General features: G+C 46.6%; 16 protein-coding genes. 3 read left to right on the top strand and 13 right to left on the bottom strand.

What is annotated here, in order from left to right:
• Positions 1-90: 90 nt before the first annotated feature.
• Both buk and ITJ87_RS02425 read right to left on the bottom strand, forming a co-directional pair.
• The gene (gene buk, locus ITJ87_RS02420) at positions 91-1,152 is read right to left on the bottom strand and encodes a butyrate kinase (RefSeq protein WP_117964692.1); all 1,062 of its coding nucleotides are present in this window, start codon (positions 1,150-1,152) and stop codon (positions 91-93) included.
• 44 nt (positions 1,153-1,196) lie between these two features.
• Positions 1,197-2,117: a phosphate acyltransferase gene (locus ITJ87_RS02425; protein ID WP_117600190.1), complete on the bottom strand. Its 921-nt coding sequence runs from the start codon at positions 2,115-2,117 to the stop codon at positions 1,197-1,199.
• Positions 2,118-2,343: 226 nt separating this feature from the next.
• On the opposite strand from ITJ87_RS02425, the gene ITJ87_RS02430 reads away from it, so the two are divergent.
• The 3 genes from ITJ87_RS02430 to ITJ87_RS02440 are packed head-to-tail and all read left to right on the top strand — an operon-like array spanning position 2,344 to position 4,752.
• Positions 2,344-3,282, top strand: a complete 939-nt coding sequence (locus ITJ87_RS02430) for an LD-carboxypeptidase (RefSeq protein WP_005830507.1) — start codon at positions 2,344-2,346, stop codon at positions 3,280-3,282.
• Complete coding sequence (locus ITJ87_RS02435; protein WP_117964690.1) at positions 3,279-4,292, top strand: M28 family peptidase; 1,014 nt, start codon at positions 3,279-3,281, stop codon at positions 4,290-4,292. The genes ITJ87_RS02430 and ITJ87_RS02435 overlap by 4 nt, the downstream gene beginning before the upstream one ends.
• Before the next feature lie 37 nt (positions 4,293-4,329).
• A complete protein-coding gene (locus tag ITJ87_RS02440; protein ID WP_034525971.1) occupies positions 4,330-4,752 on the top strand; it encodes a SufE family protein in 423 nt (140 codons plus the stop codon).
• Between the two features lie 284 nt (positions 4,753-5,036).
• Here the strand turns inward: ITJ87_RS02440 and ITJ87_RS02445 are convergent, their stop codons facing one another.
• From ITJ87_RS02445 to ITJ87_RS02495, 11 genes are all read right to left on the bottom strand, one after another.
• A complete protein-coding gene (locus tag ITJ87_RS02445) occupies positions 5,037-5,240 on the bottom strand; it encodes a helix-turn-helix transcriptional regulator (RefSeq protein WP_005830522.1) in 204 nt (67 codons plus the stop codon).
• Positions 5,241-5,258: 18 nt separating this feature from the next.
• Positions 5,259-5,477: a hypothetical protein gene (locus tag ITJ87_RS02450; RefSeq protein ID WP_005830523.1), complete on the bottom strand. Its 219-nt coding sequence runs from the start codon at positions 5,475-5,477 to the stop codon at positions 5,259-5,261.
• Between the two features lie 20 nt (positions 5,478-5,497).
• A complete protein-coding gene (locus ITJ87_RS02455) occupies positions 5,498-5,962 on the bottom strand; it encodes a DUF2975 domain-containing protein (RefSeq protein WP_034532751.1) in 465 nt (154 codons plus the stop codon).
• A gap of 26 nt (positions 5,963-5,988) precedes the next feature.
• Positions 5,989-6,630, bottom strand: coding sequence for a DUF2975 domain-containing protein (locus ITJ87_RS02460; RefSeq protein ID WP_005830526.1), 642 nt, complete (start codon positions 6,628-6,630; stop codon positions 5,989-5,991).
• A gap of 15 nt (positions 6,631-6,645) precedes the next feature.
• Complete coding sequence (locus tag ITJ87_RS02465) at positions 6,646-7,251, bottom strand: DUF2975 domain-containing protein (RefSeq protein ID WP_005830530.1); 606 nt, start codon at positions 7,249-7,251, stop codon at positions 6,646-6,648.
• 23 nt (positions 7,252-7,274) lie between these two features.
• Positions 7,275-7,943, bottom strand: coding sequence for a DUF2975 domain-containing protein (locus ITJ87_RS02470; RefSeq protein ID WP_005830532.1), 669 nt, complete (start codon positions 7,941-7,943; stop codon positions 7,275-7,277).
• Complete coding sequence (locus tag ITJ87_RS02475) at positions 7,940-8,734, bottom strand: CPBP family intramembrane glutamic endopeptidase (RefSeq protein ID WP_016272429.1); 795 nt, start codon at positions 8,732-8,734, stop codon at positions 7,940-7,942. The genes ITJ87_RS02470 and ITJ87_RS02475 overlap by 4 nt, the downstream gene beginning before the upstream one ends.
• Before the next feature lie 181 nt (positions 8,735-8,915).
• Positions 8,916-9,401, bottom strand: a complete 486-nt coding sequence (locus ITJ87_RS02480) for a DUF3836 domain-containing protein (protein WP_117964688.1) — start codon at positions 9,399-9,401, stop codon at positions 8,916-8,918.
• A 225-nt stretch (positions 9,402-9,626) separates the two neighbouring features.
• Positions 9,627-10,568 carry a bifunctional riboflavin kinase/FAD synthetase gene (locus ITJ87_RS02485; RefSeq protein WP_057097766.1) on the bottom strand — a complete coding sequence of 314 codons (942 nt, stop codon included), beginning with the start codon at positions 10,566-10,568 and terminating at the stop codon, positions 9,627-9,629.
• On the bottom strand, positions 10,552-11,172 hold the full coding sequence (locus ITJ87_RS02490; RefSeq protein ID WP_005830542.1) for an HAD family phosphatase: 621 nt from the start codon (positions 11,170-11,172) through the stop codon (positions 10,552-10,554). The genes ITJ87_RS02485 and ITJ87_RS02490 overlap by 17 nt, the downstream gene beginning before the upstream one ends.
• A 2-nt stretch (positions 11,173-11,174) precedes the next feature.
• Entirely contained in the window at positions 11,175-13,859 is a 2,685-nt protein-coding gene (locus tag ITJ87_RS02495) for a calcium-translocating P-type ATPase, PMCA-type (protein ID WP_117964686.1), read from the bottom strand.
• Positions 13,860-13,874: the final 15 nt, after the last annotated feature.

Below are 13,874 nucleotides of genomic sequence, written 5' to 3' on the forward strand. Positions count from 1 at the left end.
GAAAGAAACAAAGTGTCTTGCTGTATGGAAACAAACTATTTTGTACGTTGAGACAAAGTGTTCCGCTAAAGAGCACAAAAAATATGCTTATTACCGATAAACCTGCACCGGAAGCTCTCCACGCAAAGCTCCCAGCGCATTCAGTACCAATGCTTCCAATTCGTCTTCTCCGGGATAGACGTGAACAGGAGCAAGGAAAGACACGCGCTCCTGCAATCGTGAAGTGATGTACTCGGAATGTGCCATACCTCCCGTAAGCAGAATGGCGTCCACCTTACCATAAAGCACAACAGCAGCGGCGCCCACACACTTGGCTATCTGATAAATCATTGCATTCAGCACCAGTTCCGCGTGCTTGTCCCCCTCCTCTATCCGCTTTACGATGGCAGGAACATCTGTCGTACCCAAATGTGCCGTCAAACCGGCACGACCGGAAATACGCTTCTTCAGTTCCTCTTTGATAAAACGACCGGAGCTGCAAACATCTATCAGCTGCCCGGCAGGCAAGGTCCCGGCACGTTCCGGCGAGAAAGGACCTTCACCGTCCAGTGCATTGTTCACGTCGACGGCACGCCCCTTGCAGTGTGTCCCCACAGAAATGCCGCCACCCAGATGGCAGATAACCAGGTTCAAGTTTTCGTATCGGGTGTTGTGCTCGGCAGCATATCTCCGGGCGATGGCACGCTGGTTCAGGGCATGCCAAATGGTGATACGTGGCATCAAAGGCGAACCCGTAATGCGGGCTATTTCATCCAACTCATCCACTACACCGGGATCTGCAATAAAAGCCTGGCAACCGGGAAGCAGAGCTGCCAGTTCGGAAGCAATCAGGCATCCCAAGTTACATGCATGGCTGCGCATCGCATGGGCAATATCATCCAACATGGCGTCATTCACTACATAAACACCACCCGGAATGGGTTTCAATAATCCTCCACGCCCCACGATAGCGTCAAATTCAAAAGGGATTCCATTGTTGTCCAAAGCTTCCAGTACCAACTTCTTGCGGAATTCGAACTGGTCGATGATGCGGGGAAATTGGGAAAGTTCCTCCACCGAATGCCGGATGTTGAGTACCAGACGGGGAGTTTCATCCTCATAGACAGCAATTTTTGTCGAGGTGGAACCGGGATTTACTGCCAGTATTTTCATTGATTACGATTTACAAATTACGAACTACAAATTACTAATTACAATTAAGACTCTTTCACCCCGCTGGTCAGGCAAGCCATGGCAATGCTGTAATATTTGGACAAACCAGAATCGCTACGCGACGGTAATACCACCGGACATGAGGGCCCTTGCAGCAACCCGGCCATATCGGCATGAGAAAACAGAGATACAGCCTTATAAAAAGCATTTCCCGATTCGATGTTTGGGAATATCAACACATCCGCCTCCCCGTCAATCGGTGATACAATGCCTTTGATGTTACCGCTCGTCTTCTCACAAGAGGTCTTCACATCTAGCGGACCGTCGATGATGACATTGCCGAACTCTCCGGCTTCCGCCAGTTCCACAATATTCACATAGTCCAAAGAATGGGGGAATTTGGCGCTGACCTTCTCCGTGCAATGAATCAGCGCGATACGTGGCTGCTCTATCCCGAAATGGCGGCAAGTATGAATGGCATACCAAATCATTTCAATGCGCTGTTGAAGCGTCGGGCGGGGAATGACCGCAGCATCGGAGAAAAAGAGCAGTTTATCGTAAGTAGGTATCTGCATCACGGCCAGATGGGTCAGAATCTTTCCTTTAGGCAACAAACCATGCTCCTTGTCCAGAATGGCACGTAGCAAATTGTCGGTATTGATGATGCCTTTCATCAGGATATCTGCTCCACCCTCGCGTACGATACGCACCGCCTCACGTGCAGCCTCATCAGAATCTTCTATATGCAAGGTACTGACATATTGAGGATATTTCTTCAAGGTGGGATATTTTTCCAATATGGCAGAATCGCCAATCATCAGAAATTCCGCAATCCCCTCCTCCAAGGCACGGGATATGGCATATTCTGTATTAGGGTCATTGGCACAGACTACCGCAATACGTTTCCTCTTATTCAAGGTTTTCAGGTGGGCTGTTAACTGGGCAAAGTTCCGTATTGGTTCCATAACGTTAGATTTTTAGCAAATATCTAAAAAAATGTCGAGAAATGCAGCATTTATCCCGTTGAAATTTTATATGTTTAATATCATTTTGATATATTCACTACAGATGACACGAATTTGCACAGAACACATTCCCCTCTCCTCGCTCTCTTCTGTTAAAAATCCGTGTTAATCTGTGATATCTGTGGTGAATTGTGTACTTTTGCCCAAAATAGATTGATAATATAGTATGGGTAGTCTTATTTTCCCTCCGTATCTGCAGGAAGGTGACCGTGTCATTGTTCTCTCCCCTTCCAGCAAGATTGACAAATCTTTCCTGAAAGGCGCCTACAAACGTTTGAAGTCCTGGGGGCTGGAAGTCGTATTCGCAAAGCACGCGGGGAGTTCCAACGGAACGTATGCAGGAAATATCCGGCAACGCCTCGAGGACCTGCAGGAAGCCATGGACGATGAAGAAGCCAAAGTCATATTCTGTAGTCGGGGCGGTTACGGAGCCGTGCATCTGATAGGCAAACTGGATTTTACCAAGTTCAGGCAGCATCCCAAATGGCTCATCGGATTCAGTGACATCACCGCCCTCCATAATCTGTTCCAGCAGAATGGCTTCGCGTCGTTGCACGCCCCCATGGCGCGCCATCTCACAGTAGAACCGGAAGACGACTTCTGCACACAAGCACTGAAGGATATACTATTCGGGCAGGCATTGGGAGGAACCGAAGCATTCAGTTATGTCTGCCCGGGGCACAAACTAAATCATAAGGGAGAGGGAAAAGGCGTGTTGCGCGGCGGCAATTTGTCTGTGTTCTACGGGCTGCGTGGTACTCCTTACGATATTCCCGCCGAAGGCACCATCCTCTTCATCGAAGATGTGGGAGAACGCCCACATGCGGTGGAACGCATGATGTACAATCTCAAACTGGGAGGTGTCCTCGACAAGCTTTCCGGCCTCATCATCGGACAATTCACCGAATACGAGGAGAACAAGTCCCTGGGAAAAGACCTATATGGCGCATTGGCCGATTTGGTGAAGGAATACGATTACCCGATATGTTTCGATTTTCCCGTCGGACATGTCAGCATGAATGTACCGCTGATAAACGGCGCTGCGGTAACACTGAAAGTTGGAAAGAAAGAAGTGAAACTAAGTTTTAATACAGAAAGAGAATGAAACGGAATTATACATTCATCCCGTTGCTGCTGTTGCTGATTGTAGCGATAGTGGCATGCAGCAACAACAACAGCAAGTCTGCAGCCGATAATGACAGTGAGGGCGATGCGACCAAAGCGACTGTCCAAGTACCCCAGTTCAGTGCAGACAGTGCATATCAATACATACAGACCCAAGCGGATTTTGGTCCGCGCGTGCCCAACACCGCCGCCCACAAAGCCTGCGGAGAATTCCTTGCCAAGAAGCTGGAAGAATTCGGCGCCAAAGTATACAACCAGCATGCCGACCTGGTGGCTTACGACAACACCATCCTGAAAGCGCGCAATGTTATCGGCGCCTATAATCCGGAAAGCAAAAGGCGTGTACTGCTCTGTGCCCATTGGGACAGCCGTCCTTATGCCGACCAGGATGCCGACAAGACGAAGCATCACAGCCCCATCCTGGGTGTGAACGATGGAGCCAGCGGTGTGGGCGTATTGCTCGAAGTGGCCCGCCAACTACAGCAGCAGGCTCCAGCCATAGGCATCGACATCATCTTCTTTGACGCCGAAGACTATGGCATCCCCTACTTCTATCAAGGTGCATACAAGAACGACACTTGGTGCCTGGGCTCGCAATATTGGGGACGAGTACCCCATGTAGACGGCTATAATGCCCGCTACGGCATCCTGCTCGACATGGTGGGTGGAAAGAACGCCACCTTCTACAAGGAACAGTTCTCTCAAAGAACCGCCGGTAAGTACGTGAACAAGATATGGAACACAGCCCACCGCCTGGGCTTCGGCAACTTCTTCCCCAAAGAAAAAGGCACCGAAGTGACAGACGACCATATGTATGTATACAACCTGCGGCAGATTCCCTGCGTAGACATCATCAACTATGACCCGAACTGCGACACCGGCTTCGGTGACTTCTGGCACACGATAGACGACACCATGGACATCATCGACAAGGGCACTCTCAACGCAGTGGGACAGACCTTGCTCGAAGTCATCTACAATGAGAAATAGACAATCAAATAGTAAATCGTAAATAGTAAATTCCATGATAAGTATCAACGAAGTACAAGATGAAGTAATTGCCGAATTCAATGATTTCGACGATTGGATGGACCGGTACCAACTTCTTATTGATTTAGGAAACGAGCAGGAACCGCTCGACGAAAAATACAAGACGGAACAAAACCTGATTGAAGGTTGCCAGAGCCGCGTATGGCTGCAGGCAGACGAAGTGGACGGAAAAATTATTTTCCAGGCCGAAAGCGACGCACTGATTGTGAAAGGAATCATTTCACTGCTTATCAAAGTACTCTCCGGGCACACACCGGATGAGATACTGAACGCCGACCTCTATTTCATTGATAAAATAGGACTGAAGGAACACTTGTCGCCCACCCGTAGCAACGGACTGCTGTCTATGGTAAAGCAGATGCGAATGTATGCGCTGGCCTTCAAAGCGAAAGACATCTAAAGGTTACGACCGACAATATATAAGCTAATAATCAGCAGATTATATTTACCGGATGTTTACCCTATAATGTAAAAGCCGTTACTCCAGAATGTAACGGTTTTTACATTATGAAGTAACGACGTTTACCATAGTATGTAAAGGCGTTTACCATAGTATGTAAAGGCGTTTACCGTAGTATGTAAAGGCGTTTACCGTAGTATGTAAAGGTGTTTACTGTAGTACGTAAACGGAGTTTCTTAAGGCGGTAAGCATTTCAACCTCTACTTGCGCCTTCTTCTCCCTATTTATCCCTCCTTAAACTCCAGTATATCCCCCGGCTGGCAATCAAGTTCCTTACAGATTGCTTCCAGTGTAGAGAAACGGATGGCCTTAGCCTTTCCGGTTTTGAGAATAGAGAGATTGGCAGGCGTAATATCAATCTTCTCCGCCAGTTCGCCCAAAGATATCTTTCTTCGGGCCATCATTATGTCAAGGTTTACTATAATCATATAATTGTGTTCTATTTATCAATTATTCTTTTCCCACTCACACCACCAGTCAGTGTACCGTTTCGTCAACCGGTAATAACCATATATGCACAGATACATCCACGGCATTACAATATAGACTTTCCACTTCCCGTCAAAGGCCGGAAACAAGAGGAGAAAATAGACAATACTTGCCAACAATAAAACCGCCACAAGTCCGACAACGAAATACAGACCATATTTCACACTTTTCTTCATATCGCGCTCTTCACTTTTATTTAAATCGTCAACTCTTGTTCCTCACGCATACGAACTCCCATCTTAAAAAGATAGCCCATAAAGATGATGAAAACTCCCAATAACACGAATATCCGATAAGAAGTATCAGTCGGTACTCCTTCGGGAGTAAACCAGGAGAGAGTTACCTGAAAAAGCCCATTCAATGCTATCAGCACCCCAATGGTTTGTATCAAAGATGAATTCTGATAAACAAACACTTCCTCTTTCTTCACATTGCGGAGAATGAGAAAAATACACAAGCCACATATTGTCATCACCAGCATTGTTACTGATTCGGGTAATATGTGCCAGATAAAATTAGCAGTATCATCCTTTCCCAACTCATAGCACAATGTCAGATTACGAACAATGCCGCCACCAATACATAGTCCACAGAAATAAAACAGCACATTCATAATAAGCGCTATCCGTCTCTTTGGTTCCTTTGGTTCCTTTTGTTTCATAAGTGTCATAATCCCTCCTCTCACTTTTAAATAGTCAAGTCCTGTTCTTCCTTTATCTTCACCCCGGCGGCAAATATCTCGGTGAAAAGAATTATAATAACCAGGGATGTGAAATCCGTATCATGCGATGCAACCACTTCATAGCCCAGCAGAGCCACTTGCTTCACTGCTTCAAGATGATTCAGCCAATCGTGCAAAGTCATCAAGCCGTACAATGCAGCAAACGAATAAGTAAAGAAACGCAACCGGGCTACATTATCCGAAGTAAACACTTCCCGCTTTGAGATGGATACCAGCAAACGTATCAGACAATAGATTCCTACAAAGAAAGGAATGATGGCAAACATGGCAAAGAAGTTCACTATGGAACTCCAGACAGTGGGGACAATCACAGTGCCTATTCTCTTTACCTGATAAGGTACTGACTTATCGGCAAAACGATTCGTCAAGGAATCGACTGCTGTCGTTTCCAAAGGTCTTACATCCACATATACCTTATCAAATAAACCGGAATACTCCGGCTGTGGAGTTCCCGAATGCACATTTACACTATTGTAACCCTCAAGAAAACTATTCTTCATATCCACCCAGCCCGCTATCATCGCATAGGTAAACTCTGCAACAATGACCAATATAGCCAGGATACCCAATATACTTATCTTTTTCATAATCCTCCCCCCACATTAAACCGTTAAATCCTGCTCTTCCTTTATCTTCACGCCGATGGCGAATATCTCGGTGAACAATGCCAACAGCATATAATTGAACCAAGCATACTTGAAAGAATAAGGCAACACCTCGTATCCCTCCAGCCGCACTTGAGAAGCCAAGTCATGATAGATGCCCCATTGCTGCAACTCGAATAAAAGACTCACCGAAATCAGCGCATAGACAAAGATGCGCATCCGACGCACATTCTTGTGCACAAACACCTCGCCTTTCGTGGCAGTAAGCACCAGCCGCGCCACACTATAGAACCCGTAAAGCGCAAACAGTCCCGCAGGAAACAGCAAGAACGATACCCACCGCCACTTCGTACTACGGAAACCTTGCACCGATACCTCACTTGTATTGCAATACATGGGCGTATCCTGTGCCGCACTAATCAAAGTATCGGCAGGCAGCGTATCATCTGCCCGCACCAAAAGTGACACAGAGGGTAAGGCATGAAAATCCTTCTGGTCGCCCGCCTCATTCCAGCCGTCCATAAATCCACTAAACATATCCGTTACAACACTACCAATAAACACTACCAAAGCCAGGAAGGCACATACTCTGATTTTATTCATATCTCTGTCCGTTCTTCTTATTATTAAATCGTCAAATCCTGCTCTTCCTTCATTTTCAATCCAATGGCAAACACTTCACCTACAATCAGCGAACAAAGCCCAAGTACCAGCGTGGTAGTGCTCACCAATTCTGAGAGGCTCAGCTCGTAACCATGCAGCGAGAATACGGTATCGATACCTATAAAATCAAGATATGATGACGCAAAGGTACAGCAGAAGCTGACAACCAGTGCCATTCCCAATCGACGCAGCCGACGTACATTCCGCCAGTTGAAGATGTCGGACTTGTTGATAGAGATTATCAAGCGGATAAACAATACTACCGCCCAAAGGGAAAAGCCCAAATGCAGATATATCAGCAAATACTTTGCCACCACTTTCCCGACAGAATCATGAGAATCTACGCTGACCATCAACGAAGAGTAGGCTGCAGGCACATAACTCCTGCTTTTCTCATTGTAGACGGAATCCCTGAAGAAATCAAACGACTCCATGGAAGAAGGTATCAGGTTGACAACCTTCAGGTTCATCAGTTCCTTGTAGGCAGCAATGTCACTCCCTTTCTTTCCCAGCTCCAGTCCGGTCTGCGCCCCCATCTTGGCTCCCAGAAAGATATAGTACCCCTGCTCCAATACCGAGTAACTCAGTACAAGCATTACCACCAGGCAGAGAATGTTCAATCTTCTTTTCATAATTCAGTTGTTGTTGTATTAGTATCAGATATATTATATTTATTCAGTTGTTTCAAGGAGAGTAGAAGCAACAATATGAAAACCACTGCCCAAACCAGTACATACGGGTTACTCAGCAGATGTGTCACATCCTCCATTTCAGGATGTTTCAGGCTCAGATAGACAGACAAGCCGTTATTCATGATATGTATCAGAATACATGCCATAAGACTCCGTGTCTTATAATAAAGCCAGGCAAGCAAGAAACCGATGAGGCAAGCACCTATTATCTGAACCGGATTCAGATGAAAGATACCAAATATCAACCCGGAAAACAAGATAGCCTTTGCCGGGCTATATCTGCGAAGCAGCTCCTTGGTAATGGCACCACGGAAAAGCAGTTCTTCCAATACGGGTCCCAAAACAGAAATACAGAGAATACCCAGCCAACCGGATTGCAGTATATCAAATGTCTGGTCCAACAAATTGGGCAAAAAAGTAAGTTCGGACATCAGAAGACCTATTATACATATGGAAGTCATTCCGGCAAGCAGGCTCCATGCCAGATAAGGGACTGACACCGGAGAATACAGATGCTTGTCTCCCGTCAGGTAGTTCTTGCGCCACAAGTACAGTCCCATGAAAACAAAGCCCAGCAGCATGGTAGGCGCCACAGCAATCTGACCAGCCTTGTCCATGTCGAAAGTTCCATAAGCGAAATACGTATACAGCAGACAGAAAGGTCCTGCAAACAGTGCTCCTATAAGCTGCATCAAAAAGTAAATCAATACTAGTTTTATTGCCGTTTTCATTGTTCTATTCGTCTAAAAGTTCGCAAAGATACACATTTTCTCTGTCAATCCGTCAAGCTGTGGCAACAAGTCCCATCAGCAGCACCATCACTGTAGAAAGTGACAATACCAATAGTGTAATACTCATAAATGCTCTTCTCATAACCTAAGCCCCTCCCTCATTTCTATATTTGTTCTTCATTTATTTCACTGCCAGGAGCAATACGTCTTCCTCTGCAGTGGCATGTTCCACCAACAGATTCCAGTCGTTGTCCTTCTTACTCCATTTGTAACTCAAGTAGTTGATGTCATCTCCCGCCTGCAGATAAACTGCTTTTTCTTTCACATCGGAGTAGGCATGCGTCTTGTTGTCCCACAAGGCATATTCCACATCCGTACCGGCTTCTGTATAATTGTAGTTCAAGCAATAGAAGCGTTCAAACGCCTGCTCAATCTCGTTCCATTTCAACGCTTCCTTCTGTATCGTACGCCCTTGGGCATCATAGTTGAAATTGTATTTCAAATGGTTCTGCAGAAACTTACCGTTCTCTACTTTATATACAATCTGGGACTCCACCTGATTTCCGTTCATCACTTCATTATAGGCAAAGTTTTCCTGGATATTACCACCAAAAGCATTTATCACTACTGTCACTACAAAGATTGTTGTCATTACTAAAGTTTTCATACCGTTATTGTTTTATTAGTTCTTTATTTTGTTTTTCGATAATCATTTATCGTTTTTCGATATGCAAATAAAAGACCTTTTTTTGATATGACAAAGAAAAACAGAAAATATTTATCGAAAAACAATAAAAAAAACGTGTTTTACGATAAATACACAGAAAACAAACATTTCAAACGGGAAAATACATAGAACTGCAAGGAGATAAATGACCTTATCGCCTTATGTTTATAAAGAAAGAATGGATTTAATCTCCACCTCGTCACGGTGAAGCTGGGCAATAAGTTCTTCTATACTGTCGAATTTCAGTTCAGGACGGGTGCGGCGCACAAAGGAAAGACGCATCGGCTGCTGATAAATGTCAGCATCAAACCGGAATATATGGACCTCAATACTGCGATCGGGGCCGTTCTCCAACGTAGGTCGGTAGCCAATGCTTAGCATACCGCCGTACTCCTTGCCTTCAACACAGACACGGACGGCATACACACCATCGCAGGGAATCAGCTTGTCAGAATCGGAAACACGGAGATTAGCCGTAGGAAAACCTATCTTACGCCCCACCTGATAGCCGCCGACAACCGTACCGTCCAAAAAGAAATCATATCCCAGATACTCGGCAGCTTCCGAAACGTTTCCCTCCTGCAACAGACCTCGAATAGCCGAGGAGCTGACAGTAACCTCCGTTACCGATGCTTCCTTACTATAAGAATACGCGCGCGCAAGAAGCACCTCCATACCCAATTCGCGACCATAGTGCACATAGTCTTCAAAACCCTCGCTGCGGTTATGCCCGAAACGATGGTCGTATCCTACTACCAAAGCTTGTATCTGATAGCGATCCTTCAGTATGGACATGAATTCCCGTGCCGAAAGCCGGGCTATTTCAGGAGTAAAATCAAGCATCATGCAATAATCCACCCCAGTCTTGGCTAGCAGGGAAACTTTCTCATCACAGGTGGTCAATAACTTCGGATGATAATCGGCCTGCATCACTTTACGCGGATGTACCGGAAAAGTCACGACCGACGAAGCAAGCCCACGCCCGGCAGCTACCGCACACACTTGCTCTATCAGGTAGCGGTGTCCCCGATGTACTCCGTCAAAGAAACCGATAGTGGCTACACTTGGACGGGAACCAATGTCCGATGTTTCACAAAACAACTGCATGTCTCCAATCCTCGTGGGCCTTTGGCGTATAGGTAGAAATACCCAACGCCTCCGCTGTCCGGCAATTGGCCTCAGAATCGTCAATGAAAAGAGTCTCGTTGGGAAGAATACCGGTCTCATCCAGTACTTTCTGAAATATATCGGCATCCGGTTTTGCCATCTTCATCTCATAAGAAAGATAGATATGCTCAAAAAAGTCCTCCGCACGGAAAGCCTTGTAGCGAAACGCGTGCAGACACGACCATTGCCAATGGATTTCATTGGTGTTGCTCAGCAGATAGACCACATATTTTTTGCGCAGTTCCAACAGTAAATCCAATTTAAAAGTAGGAATACTCACTAGGAAACTGTTCCAGGCGTCATCTATCTGGGCATCAGTCACCGGTTTCCCTATCTTTCCACGAATCACTTCCCGGAACTCCGCACTGGTAATCAACCCTTTTTCATATTTCTGGAAGAAATCCTGCTGGTGATAGAGGTCCAACATGACTTCCACGTCCGGCAATCCCAGCTTTCTGAAATTCTCTAAACAGCGCTGGCGGTCCAAATCAATCAGAACTCCGCCAAAATCAATAATAAGGTTCTTGATTCCTCTTCTTTTCATCACTATTTCTGTGTTAAACGTCGGATAAGGCGAACCAGTTCACCTATCCACAAAACAAACGAAGTAGAAACGACAATCGTCATCCAAGTCATAAAATCGAGCGGCACTGTGCGGAATACAGCTCCACCAAACTGTACAATCAGTATCTGTCCGCCCAAAATGGCAAGTATAATCAGCTCCATGCCATAAGATTTAGAAATGCCCTTGAACGCCGAGTCCGAAGTGCCGAACACACGTGCATTGAACAAGTTCCAGAACTGAAGCATAACAAAGAACGTGAAGAACACAGTCAACCGATAGGTAGTCATCCCCCCCTCTTCACTGTTAAACCAGAAGAGCATTCCCATAAGTAACACCAGGAAGGCAGACCCCATTCCCAGAATGTAATACCTCATGGACTTGGTTATAATGAAATCCGTACTCTTACGCGGTTTTTCCTTCATCACGCTCTCACTGGGTGGAATGGACGCCAGGGCCAGGGCCGCAAACGTATCCATAATCAGGTTCACCCACAACATCTGCGTGACGGTCAAAGGAAGCGTCGTACCCACCAGTGAACCCAGGAGAACGATAAACAAAGCCACAAAATTGATAGTCAGCTGAAAAACAATGAAACGCTGTATATTCTTATATAGAGAACGTCCCCACATCACGGCCGTACCTATACTGTTGAAGGAGTCATCCAGCAACGTGATGTCGCTGGCCTCCTTGGCAACGGAGGTTCCAGTACCCATCGAAAGTCCCACTTGCGCATGGTTCAACGCAGGAGCATCATTCGTGCCGTCACCCGTCACAGCCACTACCGCACCTTTCTGCTGCAACAGTTGCACCAGACGCTGTTTGTCTGTGGGGCGTGCACGCGACATTATCTTCAGGTCCATCACACGGTCCAATGCCTCCTCATCCGTCAATTCGGCAAATGCAGCTCCCGTAATGCGGTTCTTTTCCGTATCCTCCGGTTTCCACAGACCAATCTGACGTGCTATCTCGGTAGCTGTACCCGGTGTATCTCCCGTCACAATCTTCACTCCGATACCTGCCGACTGGCATTTGGCAACGGCCGCAGGCACATCCGGACGGATAGGATCACTGATGGCAACCACACCGAGGAACGACAAGTCATTTTCAGCAACCAATGACACACAATCAGACGCTTCCGCATCATCCACAATCTTGAATGCAAAGCCAAGTGTACGCATAGCCATATTCTGGTAGTTGAGCAACTGAGCCTCCACTGTAGAACGGTATTCCACCGCATCCACACGCTTGCCGTCCAACATGACATCCTTGCATTTACCCAAAACAATCTCGGGAGCTCCCTTCACATACAGCACCTTCTTCCCAATCAGGGGGAATTGCACCAGGGTAGCCATGAATTTCCTTTCCGTAGAGAAAGTCAGCTGGTCGATAACCGTAGCTTTCTCACGCAACGCCAGATAGTCGCATCCTTGGCTGTTCAGCCAAAGCAGCAGTGCCACCTCCGTGGGGTTACCCACCCCTTTCGGCTTCTCGCCAGTCACCTCTTCTTCCAGAAAAGCAGTGGAGTTAGCACTGATACCTTCCATTACCAGCTTGCTGAGGTCATCATTCCCCAGCTGCCCGTTATTCTTCAAACCATAGAAATTGGGTTCATACACCTGCATCAGATTTTGGGTCAATGTACCGGTCTTGTCGGTACAAATCACTGTAATGGCTCCCATCGTCTCGCATGCATGCATCTTGCGCACCAGGTTGTTGGTGGAGAGCATGCGGCGCATGTTCAACGCCAGACTGAGTGTTACGCTCATCGGCAAGCCTTCGGGCACAGCCACCACAATCAGGGTAACCGCCATCATAAAGTATTGCAAAGTAGCCTGCAAGGCCGGCAGCCAATCACGGAAGGTATGAAATGAAGAAAAGTCATAAACCAGTACCACATCCTTTACAAAGAAAATGAGAAAAGCCAGACCCGCTACGGAAAAGCCAATCTTTCCAATCAGATTGGCCAATTTGGTCAACTGAATATTCAGCGGAGTAGGTTCCGTATTCTGTTCGGTACTTTGACGTGCCACTTTACCGATTTCCGTAGCATCGCCCACAGCCTCCACACGCATGGTGCCATGTCCGTCCACCACCGTTGTACCGCGCAAAATGCGGTTGGAAGCATACGTAGCCTCTTCGTCAAAGTCAGCTTCTACGGTAGTTTTCGTCACTACCGGCTCACCGGTCAGATTCGATTCGTTCACTTGCAGGGAAATGGCTTCCAGCAATTCACCGTCCGCCGGAACCTCTTCACCGGTTTCCAGCACCACTATATCACCCACCACTACATCTTTACGGGGAATCTCCTGCACATGTCCGTTACGAATTACTTTCACCAAAGTTTCTTCGTTCACTGCATTCAGCAGGTCAAACTTCTTTCCGGCATCATATTCAAAGAAGAAACCGATACCGGTAGCCAGCAGAATGGCTACTATAATGCCGATAGTCTCGGCATATTCATTCTCTACAATGGAAATAATCAAAGAAAACAGAGCGGCAACCAGCAATACCCTTACTACGGGGTCCTCAAACTTCTCCAGATACAATTTCCATAAAGAAGGCCGTTTAGGAGGCGTCAATAAATTTACTCCATGTTCCTCGCGGCTCTTCCGCACTTGTTCGTCGGTCAGCCCGACATGATAATAATCATCCTTTATTGCAGTCATGCAAGTCTTTAGGTT

It is taken from the genome of Bacteroides sp. HF-162, from assembly GCF_015679285.1.
Classification (GTDB): Bacteria; Bacteroidota; Bacteroidia; order Bacteroidales; family Bacteroidaceae; genus Bacteroides; species Bacteroides uniformis.

Excerpts from the sequence above, each read along its gene's own strand:
- buk (WP_117964692.1), bottom strand. The coding sequence starts at position 1,152 with ATGAAAATACTGGCAGTAAATCCCGGTTCCACCTCGACAAAAATTGCT.
- ITJ87_RS02425 (WP_117600190.1), bottom strand. The coding sequence starts at position 2,117 with ATGGAACCAATACGGAACTTTGCCCAGTTAACAGCCCACCTGAAAACC.
- ITJ87_RS02430 (WP_005830507.1), top strand. The coding sequence starts at position 2,344 with ATGGGTAGTCTTATTTTCCCTCCGTATCTGCAGGAAGGTGACCGTGTC.
- ITJ87_RS02435 (WP_117964690.1), top strand. The coding sequence starts at position 3,279 with ATGAAACGGAATTATACATTCATCCCGTTGCTGCTGTTGCTGATTGTA.
- ITJ87_RS02445 (WP_005830522.1), bottom strand. The coding sequence starts at position 5,240 with ATGATTATAGTAAACCTTGACATAATGATGGCCCGAAGAAAGATATCT.
- ITJ87_RS02450 (WP_005830523.1), bottom strand. The coding sequence starts at position 5,477 with ATGAAGAAAAGTGTGAAATATGGTCTGTATTTCGTTGTCGGACTTGTG.
- ITJ87_RS02455 (WP_034532751.1), bottom strand. The coding sequence starts at position 5,962 with ATGAAACAAAAGGAACCAAAGGAACCAAAGAGACGGATAGCGCTTATT.
- ITJ87_RS02460 (WP_005830526.1), bottom strand. The coding sequence starts at position 6,630 with ATGAAAAAGATAAGTATATTGGGTATCCTGGCTATATTGGTCATTGTT.
- ITJ87_RS02465 (WP_005830530.1), bottom strand. The coding sequence starts at position 7,251 with ATGAATAAAATCAGAGTATGTGCCTTCCTGGCTTTGGTAGTGTTTATT.
- ITJ87_RS02470 (WP_005830532.1), bottom strand. The coding sequence starts at position 7,943 with ATGAAAAGAAGATTGAACATTCTCTGCCTGGTGGTAATGCTTGTACTG.
- ITJ87_RS02475 (WP_016272429.1), bottom strand. The coding sequence starts at position 8,734 with ATGAAAACGGCAATAAAACTAGTATTGATTTACTTTTTGATGCAGCTT.
- ITJ87_RS02480 (WP_117964688.1), bottom strand. The coding sequence starts at position 9,401 with ATGAAAACTTTAGTAATGACAACAATCTTTGTAGTGACAGTAGTGATA.
- ITJ87_RS02485 (WP_057097766.1), bottom strand. The coding sequence starts at position 10,568 with ATGCAGTTGTTTTGTGAAACATCGGACATTGGTTCCCGTCCAAGTGTA.
- ITJ87_RS02490 (WP_005830542.1), bottom strand. The coding sequence starts at position 11,172 with ATGAAAAGAAGAGGAATCAAGAACCTTATTATTGATTTTGGCGGAGTT.
- ITJ87_RS02495 (WP_117964686.1), bottom strand. The coding sequence starts at position 13,859 with ATGACTGCAATAAAGGATGATTATTATCATGTCGGGCTGACCGACGAA.